This window comes from Psychrobacter sp. M4, from assembly GCF_055699795.1.
This window is the reverse complement of the sequence record NZ_CM146740.1, coordinates 1,260,994-1,283,190: the sequence shown is the minus strand read 5'-3', so window position 1 is coordinate 1,283,190 and position 22,197 is coordinate 1,260,994. Positions and strand designations below refer to the sequence as shown.

At 42.4% G+C, this 22,197-nt stretch carries 19 protein-coding genes and 1 other RNA gene; 12 read left to right on the top strand and 8 right to left on the bottom strand.

The features are described 5' to 3' along the window. The first annotated feature begins 1 nt into the window (after position 1). A complete protein-coding gene (locus ACR63N_RS05420) occupies positions 2-1,339 on the top strand; it encodes an ABC transporter permease (RefSeq protein ID WP_367106095.1) in 1,338 nt (445 codons plus the stop codon). Continuing rightward, positions 1,339-2,484, top strand: a complete 1,146-nt coding sequence (locus tag ACR63N_RS05415; protein WP_367103473.1) for an ABC transporter permease — start codon at positions 1,339-1,341, stop codon at positions 2,482-2,484. The genes ACR63N_RS05420 and ACR63N_RS05415 overlap by 1 nt, the downstream gene beginning before the upstream one ends. An 86-nt stretch (positions 2,485-2,570) precedes the next feature. Here the strand turns inward: ACR63N_RS05415 and sthA are convergent, their stop codons facing one another. The 3 genes from sthA to ACR63N_RS05400 all read right to left on the bottom strand — a co-directional run bounded on the left by sthA (position 2,571) and on the right by ACR63N_RS05400 (position 5,736). Continuing rightward, the gene (gene sthA / locus ACR63N_RS05410) at positions 2,571-4,220 is read right to left on the bottom strand and encodes a Si-specific NAD(P)(+) transhydrogenase (protein WP_367103793.1); all 1,650 of its coding nucleotides are present in this window, start codon (positions 4,218-4,220) and stop codon (positions 2,571-2,573) included. An 85-nt stretch (positions 4,221-4,305) separates the two neighbouring features. Continuing rightward, positions 4,306-4,704, bottom strand: coding sequence for a DUF4377 domain-containing protein (locus ACR63N_RS05405; protein WP_367106096.1), 399 nt, complete (start codon positions 4,702-4,704; stop codon positions 4,306-4,308). Positions 4,705-4,839: 135 nt separating this feature from the next. Continuing rightward, positions 4,840-5,736, bottom strand: a complete 897-nt coding sequence (locus tag ACR63N_RS05400) for a pyruvate, water dikinase regulatory protein (protein WP_367103475.1) — start codon at positions 5,734-5,736, stop codon at positions 4,840-4,842. A 449-nt stretch (positions 5,737-6,185) separates the two neighbouring features. On the opposite strand from ACR63N_RS05400, the gene ppsA reads away from it, so the two are divergent. The 6 genes from ppsA to ACR63N_RS05370 all read left to right on the top strand — a co-directional run bounded on the left by ppsA (position 6,186) and on the right by ACR63N_RS05370 (position 12,697). Further along, positions 6,186-8,570 carry a phosphoenolpyruvate synthase gene (gene ppsA / locus ACR63N_RS05395; protein ID WP_367106097.1) on the top strand — a complete coding sequence of 795 codons (2,385 nt, stop codon included), beginning with the start codon at positions 6,186-6,188 and terminating at the stop codon, positions 8,568-8,570. Positions 8,571-8,739: 169 nt separating this feature from the next. Then, complete coding sequence (locus tag ACR63N_RS05390; RefSeq protein WP_367106098.1) at positions 8,740-9,741, top strand: RDD family protein; 1,002 nt, start codon at positions 8,740-8,742, stop codon at positions 9,739-9,741. Between the two features lie 303 nt (positions 9,742-10,044). After that, positions 10,045-10,449 carry a 30S ribosomal protein S6 gene (gene rpsF, locus ACR63N_RS05385; protein ID WP_367103478.1) on the top strand — a complete coding sequence of 135 codons (405 nt, stop codon included), beginning with the start codon at positions 10,045-10,047 and terminating at the stop codon, positions 10,447-10,449. A gap of 16 nt (positions 10,450-10,465) precedes the next feature. Then, positions 10,466-10,696 carry a 30S ribosomal protein S18 gene (gene rpsR / locus ACR63N_RS05380; protein ID WP_010198808.1) on the top strand — a complete coding sequence of 77 codons (231 nt, stop codon included), beginning with the start codon at positions 10,466-10,468 and terminating at the stop codon, positions 10,694-10,696. Positions 10,697-10,716: 20 nt separating this feature from the next. Next, positions 10,717-11,229 (top strand): 50S ribosomal protein L9, encoded by a 513-nt coding sequence (gene rplI, locus ACR63N_RS05375; RefSeq protein ID WP_367106099.1) that lies wholly within the window; start codon positions 10,717-10,719, stop codon positions 11,227-11,229. A gap of 193 nt (positions 11,230-11,422) precedes the next feature. Beyond that, positions 11,423-12,697, top strand: coding sequence for a questin oxidase family protein (locus ACR63N_RS05370; RefSeq protein ID WP_367108610.1), 1,275 nt, complete (start codon positions 11,423-11,425; stop codon positions 12,695-12,697). Between the two features lie 89 nt (positions 12,698-12,786). Here the strand turns inward: ACR63N_RS05370 and ssrA are convergent. After that, positions 12,787-13,145, bottom strand: a transfer-messenger RNA (tmRNA) gene (ssrA, locus tag ACR63N_RS05365). A gap of 175 nt (positions 13,146-13,320) precedes the next feature. Continuing rightward, positions 13,321-13,992, bottom strand: a complete 672-nt coding sequence (locus tag ACR63N_RS05360) for an alpha/beta hydrolase (RefSeq protein ID WP_472782557.1) — start codon at positions 13,990-13,992, stop codon at positions 13,321-13,323. Positions 13,993-14,204: 212 nt separating this feature from the next. On the opposite strand from ACR63N_RS05360, the gene ACR63N_RS05355 reads away from it, so the two are divergent. From ACR63N_RS05355 to ACR63N_RS05345, 3 genes are all read left to right on the top strand, one after another. Next, the gene (locus tag ACR63N_RS05355; RefSeq protein WP_472782556.1) at positions 14,205-14,978 is read left to right on the top strand and encodes a winged helix-turn-helix domain-containing protein; all 774 of its coding nucleotides are present in this window, start codon (positions 14,205-14,207) and stop codon (positions 14,976-14,978) included. A 57-nt stretch (positions 14,979-15,035) separates the two neighbouring features. After that, positions 15,036-16,829 carry a two-component system sensor histidine kinase CreC gene (gene creC, locus ACR63N_RS05350; protein ID WP_472782555.1) on the top strand — a complete coding sequence of 598 codons (1,794 nt, stop codon included), beginning with the start codon at positions 15,036-15,038 and terminating at the stop codon, positions 16,827-16,829. Between the two features lie 120 nt (positions 16,830-16,949). Further along, positions 16,950-17,162, top strand: a complete 213-nt coding sequence (locus ACR63N_RS05345) for a hypothetical protein (protein WP_367103484.1) — start codon at positions 16,950-16,952, stop codon at positions 17,160-17,162. A gap of 98 nt (positions 17,163-17,260) precedes the next feature. Here ACR63N_RS05345 and aroC read toward each other — a convergent pair whose 3' ends face one another. Both aroC and prmB read right to left on the bottom strand, forming a co-directional pair. Then, positions 17,261-18,364 (bottom strand): chorismate synthase, encoded by a 1,104-nt coding sequence (aroC, locus tag ACR63N_RS05340; RefSeq protein ID WP_367103485.1) that lies wholly within the window; start codon positions 18,362-18,364, stop codon positions 17,261-17,263. Positions 18,365-18,437: 73 nt separating this feature from the next. Beyond that, positions 18,438-19,598 (bottom strand): 50S ribosomal protein L3 N(5)-glutamine methyltransferase, encoded by a 1,161-nt coding sequence (gene prmB / locus ACR63N_RS05335; protein ID WP_472782719.1) that lies wholly within the window; start codon positions 19,596-19,598, stop codon positions 18,438-18,440. Positions 19,599-19,980: 382 nt separating this feature from the next. On the opposite strand from prmB, the gene ACR63N_RS05330 reads away from it, so the two are divergent. Further along, positions 19,981-21,462 carry a L,D-transpeptidase family protein gene (locus ACR63N_RS05330; protein ID WP_367106103.1) on the top strand — a complete coding sequence of 494 codons (1,482 nt, stop codon included), beginning with the start codon at positions 19,981-19,983 and terminating at the stop codon, positions 21,460-21,462. Positions 21,463-21,657: 195 nt separating this feature from the next. On the opposite strand, the gene ACR63N_RS05325 is transcribed toward ACR63N_RS05330, so the two are convergent. Beyond that, positions 21,658-21,876, bottom strand: a complete 219-nt coding sequence (locus tag ACR63N_RS05325; protein ID WP_367103488.1) for a hypothetical protein — start codon at positions 21,874-21,876, stop codon at positions 21,658-21,660. Positions 21,877-22,197 lie beyond the last annotated feature (321 nt).

Genomic DNA, 22,197 nt, shown 5'->3' with positions numbered 1-22,197 from the left:
CATGTCCTTGATGAGAGCATTTTTGCGCAGCGCCGCTTATGAGCGACGCTTTTTAGCCAAGAATCCTTGGGATCTGGCGATGATCGTTTGGATCCCGCTGCTAGCTGTATTAATGATTTGGTGGGTATTTTCCCAAACTAAGATCACTGATTTGCCTATCGGCGTGATCGATAATGATCATAGCCCTACTGCGTATACTTTAGTGCGTTATTTAGAAGCCACTCCCGACATCACAGTTGCCAACACCTATCGCTCGCAAGCGGCAGCAGAAGCAGCTATTTTGCGACGTGACATTTACGGCGTAGTGACGATACCCAATGACTTTGAGCGCAATATTTTATCCGGTAAGCCCTCTCCAGTAGTTCTGCAAGTCAATGCGCAATACGGTACTCACTCGGGTATCGTGCAAAAAAGTGTACAATCGGTGGTAGCAACCTTATCAGCAGGAGTTGAGATACAACGTTTAGTCAAGCAAGGGGTAGCGCCTTCACAAGCAACTATCGCCGCCTCTCCTATCTCGATTCAGCGCATTAGTTTATTCAATGCTGCAACCGATTATCAGCAGTTTTTGGCCTCAACGATTATTCCGGCGCTGCTACATATTCTAGCCATGGTCGTTGGCGCGACCACTATTGGCCGCGAGCTACGCGATAAGCAAATTGGACGCTGGTACCATTTTATTGCTACGGGTAGCCCTGATTTAACTTTGCTTAATAAAACCAGTATCGATGAAACCAAGTCTGCAAACAGACTTGACGAAAACAGTGTTAATAAAGACAGACTTGATGCAAAAAAGTCAGATGCTAGTACGCCGCCTAAACTGCGAGCACCCAATCAAGTTAGTATGTTGGTAGTACTTTTTGGATTAACAGGAAAGTATTTTTGGCCCATATTAGCTTATAGCCTTTGGTCAATATTAGCCATATGGCTTGCTACTCAGCAGCACTCTATTGTGCTCTCATCCATAATAATCACTTATATTAGCTTGGTTATTTTAATGGTACTATCGTTTTGGCTCGGAGCTATTTTTACTCTGACCTCGTTTTCACTACGTGCAGGGTTATCAGCGGCTGGTTTTATCTCAGCGCCCTCTTATGCCTTTGCCGGAGTTACCTACCCCTACATCGCTATCAAAGACAGCGCCAAGTATTGGGCAGACGCGCTACCATTAACCCATTATCTCAAACTACATATTGCTCAGCTACAGATGAAAGCACCGGTCATGGTATCACTGCCCATTATGTATGGGCTTATGCTAGCGGTTGTCATAGCTGGCCTCGTTACTGTCCTGTTAATCAAACGTGCGCTTGCACATCCTGAACGCTGGGGAGCACGCTGATGGCACCGATATCGACCTTTTTTGGTAGTTTACTACAAACCTTTAAAGACATCTTTACCGACAGCGGTGTGGTGCTCATGCTGATTATCGCTCCTGTTATTTATGGTTTTTTTTATCCTTGGCCCTACTCTTCTGAGATAGTTAATCATGTGCCAGTCGGTATTGTGGATCATGACAATAGCGATCTATCCCGTACTATCGTTCGCTATGCTACCGCTACCCCTGATCTTGATACTGAGCGTTTTACCGATGAGCAATCAGCCAAAGAAGCGGTATGGTCAAACCAAATTGCTGGTTATATGGTAATTCCAAGCGGTCTTGAGCAGCGAGTGTTGTCTGGAAAACAGGCGAGCGTTAGTATACTGGCCAATGGCAGCTATCTTATTCTAAACCGAAGTGTGCAGACCGGGTTTTTGCAAGCTGTTAGTACCGTATCTGCTGGAATTAAGATTCAAAAAAGCGTCGCCCAAGGCGCTTATAAACCTATTGCGGAGCAAAGCACGCAAGCGGTACCGCTACAGATTATCCCTTTATACAATCAAACCGAAGGCTACGGCTCCTACGTGGTGCCAGCTGTATCCATTATTATCTTGCAGCAGACTTTGCTTATGGCAACCGCCATGCTCATCGGTACTTGGTACGAGCAGCGCCGACACATGACTACGATACGCGGCTGGCTGGGACGCATTACAGCACTTGCCTCGATAAACTTTGTCATTGGCTGCTTCTTTTATGGCTGGGTGTTTGAGATACAAAGCTATCCACGGGGACAAAACATGCTTGGAAGTTTGCTATTTTTGCTGCTGTTTTGCCCAACAGTCGCCACTCTGGGCTGCGTGTTTGGTTTGTTGTTTCGTCAGCGCGAGCGCAGCTTGCAAATTCTTATTTTTAGCTCACTGCCTATACTCTTTATCAGTGGCTATCCTTGGCCTGCCAATCAGTTGCCACAAACGCTACAAATTGTACGCTGGCTGGCACCTACTACTCCAGGCATTAATACCTCGGTACAAATGAATCAGATGGGCGCGTCAATAGCACAAGTGGCTACCGGATTTTATGCTCTAGCTGGCCTACTGGTATTTTATTTTATCTTATTGTTACTCATGCGCTGGCAGGCAACACAAAAAAAAGCGCCTACCTTTTAATATGGTAGACGCTTTTTAGTGTAGTAGATGCTTTCTCGTTGATGTAGCCTAATAGATTTTGTGTGTTTTAGTCTGGCAAAAAAATTTTAAAATACTCGGTTTAGACCGTTCAATGCTGCTACTCGGTATGCTTCTGCCATTGTTGGATAGTTAAAAGTGGTATTGACAAAATATTCAAGGGTATTGTTAGACTTCATCACTGCTTGCCCAATATGAATAATCTCTGAAGCATGGTTACCGTAGCAATGAATACCTAAGATCTCCAGCGTCTCGCGGTGGAATAGTATTTTGAGTACCCCGGTACGTTCACCAATAATCTGCGCACGCGCTAGATGTTTGAAAAAAGCTTGACCCACTTCATAAGGAACTTTCTCATCAGTCAGCTCTTGCTCAGTCTTGCCGATACTTGAGATCTCAGGAATGGTATAGATGCCGGTAGGCACGCTAGAGACTGGTTCAGCGTCTCTATCTCCTACCATAAAGGCGGCAGCACAGCGGCCTTGATCATAAGCTGCCGACGCCAAAGATGGCCAACCAATTACATCACCTGCAGCATAAATATTTTCTATTTCAGTACGATAGTTGTCATCGACTTTGAGCTGACCACGACTATTGGCTTCTAGTCCGATCGATTCAAGACCTAGACCTTCGGTGTTCCCTGAGCGACCGTTTGACCAAAGAATAGCATCAGATTTAATTTTTTTACCACTCTTTAGATGTAGAATAACGCAATCATCGCGAGTTTCTAGATGATCAATCTCTTCATTGTTACGGATCAGAACTCCAAATTGTCTAAAGTCATGGGCAAGAGCATCACTGATCTCACTATCAAGATAGCTAAGTAGCTTTCCTTGATTATTAATTAAATCAACTTTATAACCAAGGCCGGTGAAGATAGAAGCATACTCACAACCAATCACGCCTGCCCCATAAATGATAATTTTTTTAACGATATAATCCATTTGTAGGATCTTGTCAGAATCAAAAACGCGGGGGTGATCAAAGTCTAAAATCTCCGGACGATAAGGACGACTACCAACCGTAATGATAGCCTTATTAAAGGTAAGCGTTTCAAAAACGTTTTCATCCGTCTCCACACGCAGCGTATGACTATCTACGAAACTTGCCCAACCTTGGATAACCTCAATGCGGTTGCGTTCATAAAAACGAGTATGGGTGCTGACCTGACTGCGTATCACTCGCCGCGCATTAGCTAGCACCTTGTTTAGCGGCACCTGCTCATATTCTAGCGCTTTGGTAAACATAGGATCACGACGAAAGTTAATCAGGTTAAATACCGATTGGCGCAGTGCTTTACTCGGAATTGTCCCTACGTGCGTAGAGTTACCACCTAATTGATCACGCGGATCGATGACCGCTACTTTCTTACCGGACTTGGAGAGCTTCATCGCCGCAGCCTCGCCAGCAGGCCCTGCTCCTAGAACCACAGCATCATATTCATAATCATGTTTGTCGCTTTTGATGCGTCGAGAATCTTTGGTAAAGCCTGATTTTATATCGATACGGGTTTCATCTAGAGGGTTTACAAGATCAGGATGATGCATAATGTCATCATTCACTTGCTCATGAGTCTGCTCAATTTGTTCTTTTTTATCCGCATCTTTGGTATTTTCAGGACTGGTTACTGGAGCTGGACCACTGTCTTTGTTTGAAACCTCAGTTTGTGTGTCTTCATTAACATCGTTAGTGGCATCATCTTTGCGTTTTTTTCCCATCATATCCTCTTTATTAATTTGTCTGTTTACAACTCAATAACTGGTAGTTAATAAGTTAGTCAAGCAGTATGCCTAAGCAGTGTATTTAAAGGGTACCGACCATACGCTGTGACAAGATGTTTTGCAATGTCCAATATCCATTGGGGCTTTGCTTGTTTTCATCAATCTGCGGACGAGCAGTGATTACATACTCTGTACCGAGTTTTGGCTCAAAATCATCAATCCAATAGTAAGGAATCTGAAATACAGAACCATCTTTATTAGATTTAGCGAGTAGGCACTGCATAGGTAATGTTGATTCACAAGCCACGCGAGTTGGCAAGATAGTTAAAGTTTGCGCCTCACCCAATACAATAGTAGGAATATAACGTGGTTCGGGAACGGGCTTGCGAGAAAAGGGCGAGGTTTGACAGGCGCTAAGTAGGGTGACACTGCATAGCAAAGCTGTTAGTGATAAGGAAGACATTTTGTACGATAAGCTCATAACACTCTCTATATGACATAAATAATAGTGATTATTCTAATAGTTAGGTAGCAGTACTTGTTCAGCACTTAACTGTTAATACTGTTAATACTTTGATAGATGCTTGAATATAGATCATTAAAACCTGCTACTACATCAGCCAATACGGCGTTTCAGTCCAGTTAGTTGTATGATACGAGTTGCAATCTCTTCAACAGACATCTCTGACACATCAAGGCTTGGAATACCTTGCGAGGTATAAATACCTTGTATAGCACGCTGTTCTTGTTGTACTTGCTGATAGCTTGAGTAGCGACTGCCAGCGCGGCGTTCTTGACGAATTTTTACCAAGCGATCGGTATCAATCATCAATCCAAAGAGCTTATCTTTATGTTCGCGTAGTGCTTTTGGCAACTGATTGTCGTACAAATCATCTTCGGTTAGCGGATAGTTGGCCGCACGGATGCCAAATTGTAAAGCCAGATATAATGAGGTCGGCGTCTTACCTGAGCGCGAAACGCCAATCAAAATAATGTCTGCCATACTGTAATGACGCGTGCGAGCGCCATCATCATTGTCTAGCGCAAAATGCACCGCATCAATGCGCTCTTTATAGGTTTCAGAATCGACATTATCATGAGCATGACCGGAGTGACCATCAGGTTCAATCCCTGTCTCTTCTGCAATCCTTCCGATTAAGCCCTCATACATATCTAGATTGCAGCTGTGAGCAGAATTAATCTTTTCACGAATCTCAGGACTAACAATAGTATCAAACACTAAAGGCAACAGACCATCACGCTGATAAGCCATGTTAATTTGCTGAACAGCGTCCTCTGCTCGCTCTAAGCTATCGACGTATGGTAGGACTCGGGTCTCAAAAGGTACTGAGGCAAACTGGCTTAATATAGAGCGGCCTAAGGTTTCAGCGGTAATAGCCGTACCATCCGAAACAAAAAAAGCACTTCTTATAGTCTGGGAGTTGTCTAAGCTTAGGGCATGGCGATTTTGAATAATAGGTTTATCTTGCTCGGATGGATTGTTTGAGTACATAACTTAAAAACCTCGGTATAAACCTTACTTGGTGTAAACATTGTTTAGTTAGCTACTGGTCAGGGGGTCGATATTTATGTTGTCCATTATACTCATAATAAGTCCTCAATAGAAATCAATGTTAGCACAACTACTAAACTGCAATACTGGCTTTTTGCTCTGCTTCTCCAAACAATTTTTCGTCCTAAAAATTAGTATATATTGCTCACATAGTTACAATTTATAGCACTGTTTATCGTCATTTGCTCATTTTATGTGCGAATACTAGCTGTTTTATATTCGGATAAATGAGATAATGCCCCAACTAATTGTTGGCGAATTATTGCTAAACGCTATGTTTTTTGCTTTTTTACTCGGTTTTTCAATTTAACTACTCGAAATTATCTAAATATAGCGGTATAATTTGGCGTTATAATCTTTACTAAATAACCTTATTTTCTGGAGTTATCATGGCAGCTCAATCTACAGCACTTGTAATCAATCTTGATCAGTTAGGAAAAAATGATGTTGATATAGTCGGCGGTAAGAATTCTTCGCTTGGCGAGATGATCAGTCATTTGTCTAGTTTGGGTGTGAGTGTTCCAGGTGGTTTTGCTACTACCTCCAATGCTTTTAATCGTTTCTTAACAGAAACTGGTCTACTTGACAAAATCAACAGTGAACTTAAAGCTTTAGACGTCAACGATGTTAGCAAACTTGCGACTACTGGTAAAAAAATTCGTAACTGGATTATCGAACAAAAACTACCAGAAGATCTTGAAAAAGAGGTGCGTCAAGCTTTTGAAGAGATGAGCGGCGGCGAAGATATCGCAGTTGCTGTACGCTCTTCTGCCACGGCTGAGGATTTACCGGATGCTTCCTTTGCAGGTCAGCAAGAGACTTATCTGAACATTCGCGGTATTGATAATGTGCTTATCGCTATCAAAGAAGTGTTTGCCTCATTATACAATGACCGCGCTATCTCCTATCGCGTGCATAAAGGTTTTGAGCACGAAGGCGTGGCTTTATCTGCTGGTATTCAGCGTATGGTACGCTCAGAGACGGGTGCCGCCGGCGTTATGTTTACCCTTGATACTGAAAGCGGTTTTGATCAAGTGGTATTTATCACCTCAAGCTACGGTTTGGGTGAGATGGTCGTACAAGGCGCGGTAAACCCTGATGAGTTTTACCTATCAAAACGTCTACTGGCTGATGGTAAGCCCTCAGTTATCCGCCGTAACTTAGGTAGCAAGCACCAAAAAATGGTTTATGGTGATGAAGGTAGCACTACTAAATCTGTCAAAACGGTCGATGTCGAAAAAGAAGAACGTATGCAGTTCTCTTTATCAACGGACGAATTAACTGAGCTTGCCAAACAAGCCATGACTATTGAGAAGCATTACGGTCAAGCCATGGATATTGAGTGGGCAAAAGATGGCGATACTGGAGAGATCTTTATCGTGCAAGCTCGTCCTGAAACCGTCAAGAGCCGTCAAGACAGCAACGTCATGGAGCGCTATGTCATCAATACTGGTGATGCTAAAGTGCTATGTGAAGGTCGTTCAATCGGTCAACGCGTTGGCGCTGGCAAGGTGCGTATCGTTGATAACTTGAATGAGATGGATAAAGTTGAGGACGGTGACATACTGGTGTCAGATATGACTGATCCGGATTGGGAACCAGTTATGAAACGTGCCTCTGCCATTATTACTAACCGCGGTGGTCGTACCTGTCACGCGGCTATTATCGCGCGTGAGCTTGGCGTGCCAGCTATCGTTGGTTGTGGTAATGCCACCGAGCTATTGGTTGATGGTCAAGAGGTGACTGCGTCTTGTGCTGAAGGTGATACAGGCTTTATCTACGAGGGACTGCTTGATTTTGATGTGCAGACCAACTCTATTGAATCCATGCCAGAGCTGGCTTTTAAAGTGATGATGAACGTGGGTAACCCTGATCGCGCTTTCTCATTCACGCAAATGCCAAACGAAGGTATTGGTCTTGCGCGTCTTGAATTCATTATTAACCGTATGATTGGCGTGCATCCCAAAGCGCTACTCAACATGAATAGCCTACCACGCGAAGTTGCGCAAGCGATTAACGAGCGTATTGCTGGTTATGCTTCCCCTGTTGATTTTTATGTCGATAAACTGGTTGAGGGCATCTCAACGCTGGCAGTTGCCTTTATGGATCAGCCCGTTATCGTACGTATGTCAGATTTTAAATCTAATGAGTACGCCAACCTGCTTGGCGGTAAGCTGTACGAGCCCTCAGAAGAGAACCCAATGCTAGGCTTCCGCGGTGCTAGTCGCTACGTCTCTGATAATTTCCGCGATTGTTTTGAGCTTGAATGTAAAGCCCTTAAACGGGTCCGTGATGAGATGGGTCTGACTAACGTTGAGATTATGATTCCATTTGTGCGTACTGTCGATGAAGCAGCGCAAGTGATTGAACTGCTTGAGAAAAACGGTCTAAAACGCGGTGAAAATGGTCTACGCGTCATTATGATGTGTGAGCTACCAACCAACGCCTTACTAGCAGAAGAGTTCTTAGAGCACTTTGATGGTTTCTCTATTGGTTCCAACGATTTAACTCAGCTAACCCTCGGTCTTGATCGTGATTCGGGGATTATCTCGCATCTGTTTGATGAGCGTGATCCTGCGGTCAAAAAACTGTTATCAATGGCTATTGAGGCTTGCCGCAAGCAAGATAAATATATCGGTATCTGTGGTCAGGGACCATCTGATCATCCCGATTTAGCTTATTGGCTTATGGAGCAAGGTATCAGCTCAGTATCACTTAACCCTGATTCGGTACTCGATACTTGGTTCTTCTTAGCTGATGAAGAAGTAGAATAAGCTGCTACAGTAAGTCACCGCTATAATTGGTATAATCATTAAAGACGTAATTATTAGGGTCTATCTGGTTATTAAAAGCTGTCTGTTGTTTTTATAAAAGCTTAAATGACAATATGTGTTTAAAAAAGTCAGATAGTCCCTAATATAATGATTTAAGATATGACTAACTATGCAGGCAACTATGCAGATTTTCCTCGCTCGAAACAATGTACAGGCTGGTCCCTATAATCTGGATCAGCTCAATATTATGCTTACCTCCGGTGAGGTAGTGTTAGATGATTTGATGTGGCATGAGGGTTTAGAAAAGTGGCATCGTGTTGGGGATTTGACAGGTAACCAATATGCGTATCGTCCCAGCCCAACTGTGACAGCTACCGATGCAGTCGTTAATGATTCAATTATCAATAATGTTACTATTTTTCCAGAAGATACTGGTTCTAGTAAAAAAGATAATAAGAATATCTCTATTGACAGGTTGTACGGTAAACCTGAGCGCAAAAAGGTCAACACTAGCAAAAGTGGTGGTATGACGGGCAATCGTCAGCATACTCCATCTAATGATTTATCTTTAAACAAGTCACGTAGCACCAAATCAGTTGCTAGTACAGACAAAGTACTTGGCGATGTGGTACTGGCGCCTATTATGTCGCGGATATTAGCAACAGTGCTCAATGGTTTATTGTATCTACTGGCTATTTTCCCTTTGGTATTAGCGCTGACCAATATGGACATCGATTATAGTCAGTTTCAAAATATTCAAAATATGGACGCTGCCTATCAATATTCGATGAGTTTGATGGAAAGCCTTCCTGACAGCACGCTAATGATGTCGCAGGTGATGATATTTGGCTTATTTATATTACAATTGGCCTTTATTACTTTGCGCGGACAATCACTTGGTAAACTAATCATTGGTATTCGAGTGGTAGATCAAACTACGCATCGTTTGCCCTCATTTACCAAGCTTATCGGCATGCGTACCTTACTACTATTTATTGTTTATAATTTACTGTTCTCTTTTACTAGCTTTTTGGGTTTTATAGTGGTTGCGGCTCACTATTATATGGCCTCCAAAAGTCCTGAGAATATCGGCTGGCATGATAAGTTAGCTAAAACCTTAGTAGTAAAAGCCGATAGTAAACAGCTGATTAAACCAGCAAAAATTAAATAGTTGGCTAAGCTGACTACAACGCAGTATAGAATTACTTGATAGATAAATCCTTACAAACTTACTCTAAAAGTAGCGCTTAGGCGCTACTTTTTTATTGCTAGCAATAAAAAACTGTCTTTGATTTCTTCATAAATACTTGTTTATAAGTCTTTGTGTTCATAGCTAGTAACTGTTATAATACGGCGCTTTATATCCTAAGCCCCTTGATGATAGTTTTATCATTTATCAAAAGGATAGGCTTACCTTATAAATCTCCTTGCTATTGACATAGGGTTAATAGCTACTAATCCGTAAGGAGTCCAAATGCGACATTACGAAGTGGTGTTAATTGTACACCCAGACCAAAGCGACCAAGTGGTTGGCATGGTTGAACGCTATATCAAGTTAGTTCAAGACAATGGCGGTGTTATCCATCGTTTAGAAGATTGGGGCCGTCGTCAATTGGCTTATCCAATCAATAAGATTCACAAAGCTCATTACGTTCTTTTCAATATTGAAACTGACGGTGAAACTTTAGCTGAGCTAGAAGAATTATTCCGTTATAACGACGCGATCATTCGTAGTCTAGTTATGCGCCGTGACGAAGCTGTCACTGAAGAGTCGCAGTTAGCCAAGAATGCCGATGAAAAACGCGCACGCAAAGCAACTACTCGTCGTCCAGACAGTCGTGAAAACGATAATGACGACAACGACAACAGTGAAGACTAATTAAAGGAGAATACTCATGGCACGTTTCTATCGCCGTCGCAAATTCTGCCGTTTCACTGCTGAAGGCATCACTCACATCGATTATAAAGATGTTGAATTGCTAAAACAGTATATCAGTGATAATGGTAAAATCGTACCAAGCCGCATTACCGGTACTTCTACTAAATATCAGCGTCAGCTAGCTACTGCTATCAAGCAGGCTCGTTATCTTTCGCTACTTCCGTATACTGACAACCATCAGGGTTAACCGTTAACTAGGAGTGACTCATGCAAATTATTTTGTTACAGCGTATCGTCAACCTCGGTAAACTCGGTGAAACTGTCGATGTAAAACCAGGTTACGGACGTAACTTTCTTATCCCGCAAGGTAAAGCATTACCTGCGACCAAAGCTAATATTGAAAAGTTTGAAGCTCGCCGTGCTGAGCTTGAAGCTGAAGAAGCAAAAGAAGTCGCTACAGCTCAAGAGCGTGCTGATGCGTTAACTGATGTTAATGTAATCATGCGCGCCAAATCTGGTGACGAAGGTAAACTATTTGGCTCTATCGGTACTCGTGATATCGCTGAAGCCTTAACCAATTCTGGTTTAGAAGTTGACCGCTCTGAAGTTAAACTTCCAGAAGGCACTCTTCGCCAGATCGGTGAATACAGTGTTGATATTCAGCTTCATCATGACGTTACTGCCACTATTCAGGTGACTATTTTGTCAGAAGATGGTGATGACGAAGATCAAGATACTGAAGAAGCAACTGATGATAACGAAGAGACTACTGAAGAGTAATTTTCAGTCGATCTAGTTTAAATCTACAAAAGCCAGTGACTTTAAGTTACTGGCTTTTTTTATGTTATGTAGCGTTTAAAATGTTATATTTTATAATAAGTTACGTTTCTTAAATGCTTGTAAAATAGTGCTATTGGTTCAACGAAAAATACAGTACGGCTAGAATAATCTCTTGCAACCTTGGAGAATTGATATGACATTTTACTCAGCTCCCAACTATTCCAAACATTTGCATGATTGGCTCAAGCGTGGCAGAGAGTGGCACATTGAATATGACGACTATCTATCCAATCACCTTACCCATAACTGGATCGTGTTAGATGCCGCTGGCGCAGATGACGAGAAAATACAGTGGTGGCAAGAGGTTTATACCAGCAATCACTCTCTTAGCCCTGCAGAACCGCAAAAAATGTTAGCAGCACCTTGGAATAAGACGATTGACTATACCAAGATTACCGATGCCAACTGGTTGAATAACTTGCAATCTATTCGGATTGCTTTTGGTTTGTATCGTGATTTTTTCGATAAAAAAATAGCTGATCTGGGTTTGAGCGCCTGCCTTAAGCGCTACTACCCTGCTCTATCAGAAGGGATGGCAGGAGCCGCATTTCATCCTGTGATTCATACTGGCTGGGCCGTTGATGTCGACTCTGAAGATATGGCAAGCGAGGGCTTAGCCTATATGGCGACTGCTTTTCAGCCTCTAGCTACTGGTCCAAATCATAGCAAATATCAGCTTTGGTCTCCTGATGCGCCAAGCATTATTGAAGCATTCAAGCAGATTTTTACTGACAATGATATAACAGAGCTGGCCAAAAAAGCCCATTTGTTAAGCAAAACAGAGGATTATACCGATCTTAATAAAGGCGGTTTTCAGCAGCGTCTTATTACTTTTGATAATCCCGAGCAGCCGATGGCGCAGTTTCTTAATGAGATGGTAACCCTTAAATTACCTGATATTGGTGGTGATTTAACGTCTTCAATAGAAGAGCTAACCGTCGTTGCTACAAGCGCTCTACAAGGCAGCGATAATGAGTTTTTCATAGTGCATGGATTGACAAGCCTACATGGGGTTCTTTGCGTACTACCACATCTTGACGAGATAGCGCAGCGCAATGCTTTAGCCTACTGGTTTAGAGCACTAGTGAGTACTATTATTGTTCAAGGTAGTCCTGGTTTAGCAAATACTATCACTTTGCTAGAACAATGGAGTGCAGACAAAGACGAAAATAAATCCGGCCACTATCCGCTTACTGATGAGCAAAAAGCGTGGTGGATGAAAACTCTGCAGTCGACCACAGACAGCCTTGATGAGCATGTGCCAAAAGCCGTTTATGTGCTGAAGCGCTGGGCAGAATGGCAGTCATTCTCGAAAGCTGCGCATGAAGTCTATGTTAAAGCAGCTCGCAATATAGCTACGCCTAATGTCAGGGGTAGGCTTGAAGATAATTTGTGGTTTAGTCAGTGACTACTGAAAATATCTTAGAAAGCAACTGCAAAAAATAAGAGTGTTCATAAAAAAATCCGACCACATTGTGTGATCGGATTTTTAGTATTTGGTGGAGATGGCGGGAGTTGAACCCGCGTCCGCCAGCATTACGCTCATGACTCTACATGTTTAGATTCTGTCTTTAGTTTTAGTCCGCACCGATCCGACAGGCAGGATGGATTGGACGATTCTCTACTTTTGAACCCAAGCGATTGAGACAATCCCTTGTGGCGAACCTATATGCGTACGCTTCGACTTAGTTAACCAACTATAGGCAATCAGCAACTAAGTAAGCAGGGTTTAAGCTGCTAGAGCGTAAGTTTCGTCGTTTGCGACTATAACAATATATGTTTGATTTACGAGAGGACATACACTCTCGACATGCATCATTGAGTTTCATCACCAGCGTCGAAGCCAGAACATCCCCAATAAGACTGCGTATTATACAACAAGCAAACTATTTAAGCAACTACAACCGTATTACATTATAGCAAACACAGATAGTTTAGAAAATTATACTTATTATTTAATGCTCATTACTATATAGGGCTACCTGCCAGCTTTTCAAGTATTACTTCTCAGTTCTACCCGATCGCCCATAACTATTTTAGTACTTTGTTCAACCACTGACCAATATTTTTGATCTGCGGCATACAAACTTGATGCGCCATCGGATAGCTATGGTATTCAACGTTGTAGCCTTTATTTTCTAAAAACTGCTGAGCTTGCTCACCCAAAACTACTGGAACGACAGGATCATGAGTACCATGCTCAATTAATATCGGTATATCCTTATTAGCGCTGTGGTAATGAATATCGTCATTGGTTGCAAAATAAGTGGATAGCGCCATTAGACCTGCTAAACGTTGCTCGTAGCCTAGAGCAACATGATAAGCCACTGCTCCGCCTTGCGAGAAACCAGCGATCACGATATGTTCAGGTTTGACACCGCGCTCTATCTCACGAGTGATCAGATCACGAATTTGCTGGGAGGATTGCTCAATCTGCGCAGTATCTACTTTACGCTCAAGACTCATCTCTAAGATATCGTACCACGCTGGCATAACCATGCCGCCATTGATAGTCACGGGACGGTTTGGGGCGTGCGGAAAAATAAAACGTACACCCATACTATCACTCAAACCAAGCTGCGGTACTACTGGTTCAAAATCATGACCGCTAGCGCCTAGACCATGCAACCATATCACAGCGCGATCGATCTGTTTCTGTTCTGGATTGTGCTCAACAATGACGGCGTCTAGATATTGACTCATGTTATTTTCCTTGTATTTTTTGATCGTTATCTTAAAATTGTGGCGCTTAGTATACTATAGCTGCCTAAAATCTTATATCTAGAACTACATAGCGATTATTCATTAATTTTTCACAACCTTTGATGACAGATAGCACAACTTAACCAGACTTTCATGCTAGGATAATTCTATAAAAATTATTCCATGCTATTTTGAAAGATAATATAAAACCTATGACTCATATTTTATTAGTAGAAGATGATCCTGCGATTGCTATGTCGCTCAAAATGACAGCTAAGCGCGAAGGTTGGCACATGACTTGGCTGGACAACGCCAATAGTGTACTCCCTATGCTGCGTAGTAATAAAAATGACCAACCATTAAACCTTTCCGCTATCATTTTAGATGTGGGATTGCCGGACGGTGATGGTTTGAGCTTGTGCCAACAAATCCGGCATAGCACTGATATTGGATCGCTAAAAGATATTCCTATCGTGTTTTTGACTGCCCGTAGTGAGGAGGTAGATCGTATTTTAGGACTTGAGATGGGCGGCGATGACTACTGCGCCAAGCCTTTTAGTCCTCGCGAGCTAGTCGCTCGTTTAAAAGCAATATGGCGGCGCGAACAGCTGTTTCATGAGCAGTCTAATCATCATGATTCAGCAAAAAGCTCTGATGAGACAGTATCAGCTCAGGTTCTAACTTTTGAATGTCAATCAGGCAGCTGGCACTACCAACCGCTAAATTACTCATTAAGCTGGCAAGATCAAAAGCTTGATTTGAGTAATACCGAACGTAAAATTCTGCTTGCTTTATTAAAAGCGCCCAATCAAGTCTTTAGCCGCGAACAACTACTAAATGCCGTCAGCGACTATCCCGATCACCGCTTGGCACGCACGATAGACAGCCATGTCAAATCCATTCGCAAGCATCTAGCGACAGTCGATTCTAGTATTGACGTGATTCACACACATCGCGGTCTTGGATATGCCCTATGTTCGGCTTAGTGCTCAACTTAAATTTTGAGCGCTATTCATTCAAACTCGCTCTATTTAGAATGATAAATGACATCTTCTAACTCCAATAATAGCTCTGATAGTCATCCTCACAACTTGGCTATTAACCCTACTAAAAAAGCTAGTAGTAGCGACAAATATGGCCAAAAAAACTGGTATGCTAAATTGCATCCTATCGGTGTCGCTGACCTGCAAAATAATGCGCCTAAACGTACGCTTAATCTAAGTATCTTTTTTAGAATCTGGCTGGCTGTGGCTTTGGTACTCATTGTCTGTGGTCTGGCGGCATTTACACAGCTATTTGGTTATGTCAAACCGACCGTACAGCAGGTTATTGAAGACACCTTATTAGATACTAGCAAGCTACTGGCAGTGAGTCTACAGCTGCCATTACAGTCAGGACAATTGTATGAAGAGACTTATCAGCGCCAGCTTGACAGCGCGTTTATTGGTATGCCTGCACTGACTAACCCTTCATCAAAAAGCAATAGCATAGAGCCTCAATATCGCATAAAAACTTACAGTAGCTTTCGAGTATACGTGACAGACCGACTTGGTATCGTTGTTTACGATTCACTCCCTACTTCTAACAATGCTGAAGGTAAAGATTATAGCAGCTGGAACGATGTTTACTTGACCTTGAAAGGACAATATGGCGCGCGTAGCACTGTAAACAGCGATAACCAGCATAGCAATTCTATAAGTAGTGACTCTCTAAGTAGCAACCCTATTATGTATGTCGCTCAGCCTATAAACGATGAAACGGGTACCCTTATAGGTGTTGTCAGTGTCGGTAAACCAGTCGCTAGCGTCCTACCCTACCTAAATGATACGCGCAATCGAATGCTGATCACAGCTCTGCTCATGACTCTTGCTGCTCTTATATTAGCTGGCCTTGTAGCATGGTGGCTCAAACAAAGTATTAGCCTCGTCACTCAATATACTAAAGCGCTAGCAGAAGATACTAAAAAACCTTACTTCTACTTAGGTCATGAATTAAATAGCTTAACTGACACGATCGAAACTATGAAGCACCGCTTAGAAAATAAAGCATATGTCAGTGATTACGTGCATACCTTGACTCATGAGCTTAAAAGTCCGTTAACCGCGATTCGTGCTAGCAGTGAGCTGTTAGAAGATGACAAGCATCATAATGGACTTGATAATGATGGTTTCGACAATGATAGCCTCGATGAAGAGGATCGGCGTATACTTATTCAAACCATTGGCGAGCAAAGCATTAAAATACAACAGCTCATCGATCGATTACTACTACTAGCTAAAGTTGAGCAGCCTACTTTTAAATTAAACTGTCAGGTAATCAGTCTATTACCTATGCTAAAAAGCTTAGCGCAAGATAACAACTCTAAATTACAGCAGCAGCATCTGCCACTTATTGAATTTTATATCGATGAGCAGCCACTAGCAGACGTATCTAGCACTGTCGTTGAGCGGCTCTGCGTTTACGCTGATAAGTTTTGGTTAGTACAGGCGCTGCAAAATATACTGGATAATGCTATTTATTTTGCTGAAAATGCAATCGTTATTTATATTCATAGTACTGAACAAAGCGTGACGGTTAGTACCTTTAACGATGGTAAATTATTACCTGATTACGCCATTACTAAAGTTTTTGATCGCTATTTTAGCTTATCTCATCAGCATTATAGGCCTAACATTACGCCAAAAAAGGGCACGGGGCTGGGTTTAACCTTAGTCAAACAAGTCATAGAGCATCACGGTGGCAGCGTGAGCTTAAAGAACATTACAGCCGTTACTAACGATCAGCAGCTCACTGGCGTACAAGTAAGCCTCACCCTGCCTTTGACGAAAATTCATTAAATTTCCATTGCTCTTACACATGTTTTATATCGCTTTGTTTTACAATAGTTTTGCTTGAAAAATAATTTCGTTTAGAGTCATTATCAAAACAGCAATCATTAGAGCAAAGGATATAGCTTTATGAAAAGCACTTTTACTGAAAATAAACTTATCGACAGCTTTGCTAAACAGTTACTAGGACATAGTCGCCACGATTGTACTCAACTCTTAGCAGACTCAGGCGTTAACAGCATCAGCTTTGCGCATTGGTTAGCTATTCCAAACCAGCAATTGTTATTAGTATTCAGACATCAACAATGTGTGGCTATCGATTACTATAAGATTGCCGCTTAGAGCTGATTTATAACTAGCCACAAAAAAGCCCTTTGTATTTTTTATGCAAACCAGACATAAATACAAAGGGCACATTATTTTGTTATAGCGATAAGCTGTTAAGTAATGGACTCAACTGGCGGCTCAACGTCCCCGTTTTGACCACGGTGGCGCAAGTAATGATCAAGTAGCACAATGGCTAGCATCGCCTCAGCGATAGGCGTTGCACGCACACCAACACAGGGGTCGTGACGACCTTTAGTTAGCATATCAATGGGCTCACCTTGGGTGTTAATACTCTTGCCAGCGGTAGTAATACTAGAGGTTGGTTTGAGAGCGATACCGACGCGAATGTCTTGCCCTGAGGAGATACCGCCCAAAATACCACCAGCATGATTGGCCGTAAAACCATCAGGGGTCAGCTCATCCCGAGACTTGTGCCCAAACTGTCCGGCAACTGCCATACCATCGCCAATCTCAACGCCTTTGACCGCGTTGATGCTCATCATTGCATAAGCAATTTCAGCATCTAAGCGATCAAATACTGGCTCACCAAGCCCTACAGGGACACCGCTTGCAATAATCTCAAGACGCGCGCCGCAGCTGGTGCCTTCGCGGCGCAGACGATCGATCAAAGCCTCAAAGCGCTCTACTGCCTCAGAATCAGCACTAAAAAACGGATTGCTATTAACAAAGTCCCAGTCGATCTGGCTTGGATCTAATACTTCGCTATATTCATTACCGATTTGAGTGACATGGCCATGAATTTGTACGCCCAATCGATCTTGCAAGTACTTCTTAGCGATTGCGCCAGCTGCCACGCGCATAGCAGTTTCGCGAGCTGAGGAACGTCCGCCGCCGCGATAGTCGCGAAAACCATATTTCATACTATAAGTATAGTCAGCGTGCCCTGGGCGAAAAGTATCCTTGATATCGCTATAGTCTTTGGATTTTTGATTGGTATTGCGAATCAAGAGGCCGATGGACGTTCCTGTGGTTCGACCTTCAAATACTCCAGATATAATCTCAACCTCATCAGACTCACGGCGCTGAGTGGCATATTTAGAAGTACCGGGCTTACGGCGGTCTAAGTCAACTTGCAAATCAGCTTCAGATAATTCTAACCCTGGCGGTACGCCATCGACGATTGCCATCAGACCAGCGCCATGCGACTCACCGCACGTAGTCACGCAAAAAAGCTTTCCTATACTGTTGCCTGCCATATCTTCCCTTGAATAGTTTAAATCTGTTATTGGAGGTTTATTTATCGCTACTGTTTATCACTACGCCTTATCTCTACTGACCATCATCTAGTAGTTCTACATAACGAGCAAACAGCGCTCGATGCTCCATGAGCTCATCATAAGTAATAGCAAAAACCCCATGACCACCATGGGCAAATCTTAACCAATCAAATTGTATATCAGGATAAGCTTGGTTGAGCGCCCATTCACTATCGCCCACTTCGCAAACTAGTAAACCTTCAGGACTAAGATAATCCGGTGCTTCAAATAAGATGCGATGTACCAAATCTAGTCCATCTTGACCAGCTGCGAGTGCTTGCTCAGGCTCATACAAGAATTCAGGCGGCAAGTCGGCCATAATCGCCGCATCGACATAGGGCGGATTGGTAACGATCAGCTCGTATTGATGATCCGCTGGTATTTTTGCAAATAAATCGGACTCAATCACATTGACTTGATGACTTAGATCATGATGATCGACGTTGACCATAGCAACTTCCAGCGCGCCTTTATCAATATCAGCGGCATCAACTAGCGCATCGACAAAGCGCGTAGCAAGAGCAATAGCAATACAGCCCGAACCGGTACACAAATCTAAAATGCGCTCGGGCTGCGACAGCTGCTTTACCTCAAGACCATGGTCATAAAATACGGCTGGCTGCTCATTTGCCATAGCCGCATTCATTACAGTCCCAAGCGGTTTAGCAAGCTCATTGACCTCAAAATAAGGATAAAACTGTTGGCGGATCAATTCAGCAACTGGCGAGCGCGGAATTAGGACGCGCTCATCAACATAAAACGGCAAATCACAAAAATAAGCTAGATTAATCAGGTAGCTCAAAGGCTTACGATCTGTGATACGTGCTTCTAGTAAGCTTAGTACCATTTGCTTCTCTGAATTAGTCAGACGGCAATCAAGTATCTGCTCGTTTGCCGCCCAATCTAAAGATAAAGAATGCAAAACGATAGCAGATGCCTCAGCAAACTCATCAGTCGTACCTTGCGCGACAACCACATCGTAGTTACGCAACTGCGTCACAGCAAAACGAATAAAATCGCGAATACTAAATAACTGTTCATGTGCTTCTACAAGCTCACTGTGCAAAGCGGCAAACTCACTATCCTGTGAATCTAATTCCGAATTTTCAAAATCGTCTTCATCAAAGTACTCGTTGTGGTCAAGCTGTTGATTTTGAAAATCTTCTGCGCTCATTACTTGGTCTTCTGACATATCGCACCTTTGATTAAAAACTTGTGACTTGAATGAAAAACTGCTTAGCATTATAGACGCAAACGTTATAGAGCGCCAATGGCTATCACCAATTAATGGTTGCTTATTATTGTGAACTTTATATGCGTTAGTACCTTACTATAGCCTTGCTATACGAATAATTCACGCAATATAGTAGTGATACTATTAGCCAAGTCTCACTTGTTTGTAGTCAATACGTCAGCATCTGACGCTTAGTATTTCAGTACTACAAAAAGATGTGTCAAAAGTTTGCGTAGCATCCAAATTATGCGCATAATAGCCCCATTATAATTATCAGATGTGATTAGATATGATGAAAACAAAGTTCAAAATAAGACCACTTATGACTGCTATGTCTATCGCTGTCCTCGGCGCTAGCCTAAATATCAGCGTCTTCGCTGCGTCTAATGATACTAGCACTGCTTATAAAGACGCTGCTACGACCAATAATAACACACGTGCTCTACCAGTACGCACAACTAAAAAACTACCTAGTATGGCTGTGCTAGCGAGCCTTGATGTGCAGGAAAGTCGTAGTACCTCAATCGATACGGATAGGTCAATTGATACGCCTACCTTAGATGATAATAACCCTTTTAATACTAACGAACCTGTTACGATGCCCAAGATCAAACCTCAATCTACGGATCGTATGGGTCAATTGATTGACAACAAGCGTGAGCAAAGATCAGCTTCTGAGGCGGTGATCGTCGACAACATGAGTGCTGAGGAGCTGACACGTAAAGATGAATATGCTGAGCGCACTGATGACATCAGCGAAGGCCAAGCGGTCGCTAATCCTAGCGGCGCCTTGTCTGATAGTGCTGCAGATTCATTGACATTTGAAGCACCTATTAACGTACAGCGCCAAGACATTAACGATGACTCATCAATCAAAAGTATCGTGGATAAAGACGGCAAAACTTATACTACTCTTGATTTGTCAAGTTACGCGCAGCAAGTAAACAATGCTACGTGGTCACCAAATATGAATGTCAATTCAGCAATGACTATCAAGATGCAAGCTTTGCTCGATTGGAACCACGCATCGCCGGGCCCTGTTGATGGCGGCTGGGGTATGAATAGTAAAAAAGCGTTAACTAATTTCCAAACGATGAAAGGTCTGCCAGCTAATGGTAAGCTTGACCAAAAAACTTGGAATGCCTTAACCAAAAATATTCCTGCCAATAAACCAGTACTGGTCACTTATACCTTGACTGATGAGGATATTAATACCAATTTTGCAACGACGCCTTCAGGTTCAGAGGCCAAGTCAAAAATGAAAGGCCTATATTATCAAGACATCAAAGAGATGCTCGCTGAGCGTTTCCATATGGATGTACGCTACCTCGATAAGCTAAATAAAAACAAAAAGTACGAAGCTGGGGAGACGATTACGGTCTTAAATACGCGTACGCCGCTCAATGAGCGCATTAACCGCGTCGTGGCTGACAAGGCAAGTAAGACCCTTTATGCTTATAACGGTGATAAACTCGTAGCCACTTATCCTACCACGATCGGTAGTGATGCCACCCCTTCGCCGCAGGGTACTTTTAAAATCATCAATAGAGTCAAAATGCCTTGGTATAAGGCCACCGTTGGTGAAGGCAGCGACAAGAAAGTACACATGTTACCACCAGGACCGAATAATCCAGTGGGCGTGGTGTGGATGGGGTTATCAAAACCTTCTTATGGTATTCACGGCTCGCCCAAACCTGAAGGCATTAGCCGCCAAGCATCAGCAGGCTGTGTTCGTCTGACTAACTGGGACGTGCTTGAGGTCTATGCTAATATTGAAAACGGTGCTAAAGTTGAACTAAGATAATTAAGTGCTCCTCAAAAATAAGCTTGTCTTATAGCACTATTATTATAAATAAAATTAAAAGACCTTTTTATGAAGGTCTTTTTTATTGCTTAAAGGTTATTCATCTTAACATCCATTAAAAAAGCAGCTTCTAACGGTCTGCTTTAAAGAGTAACAATTCTTCAATTATCACAAGTGCTGATTGCTATAAACGTATTATACTCGGTGGCCGTTTTCTTCTTCGTCACCAGTAATGTTAGCAATTTTTTTAGTAAAGAATAATCCCGCTGGAATAGAGACCAAAAGTCCAACGACTACTGCAATTTGAATATGGGGAATCTCATTGAATCCAGTAACTAAAGCAGTAATGATAAGCAAACCAACGATAACGGTCGCTGCCATAGAATAAATCATCGAAAATAGAGGCCAGTTCATAGTTTAAACCTTATAATTTATGTGGGTATACCTATAGTTATACACTAAATCCACATAGAAAGTAAGCTATTGACCTTGACTTGCAAGCTATTAATACTCTATCACTTGTCTATAAAACCATGTTATTATTAGGGACTTATCTGTTAGTAATTTTTAGATTCCTAGCTACTGTTAACTAGCTACTGGCAAACAGTAAATAACTTAGCAACCCATCAATTCTATATTCATTTTTAATCGTTGATACTATCTCCTGTTTTTTCCTCTTTATAAAGTCTACTACCCTTACTTTTAATATCTTCTGCATTTAAGTCTTAATCTCTC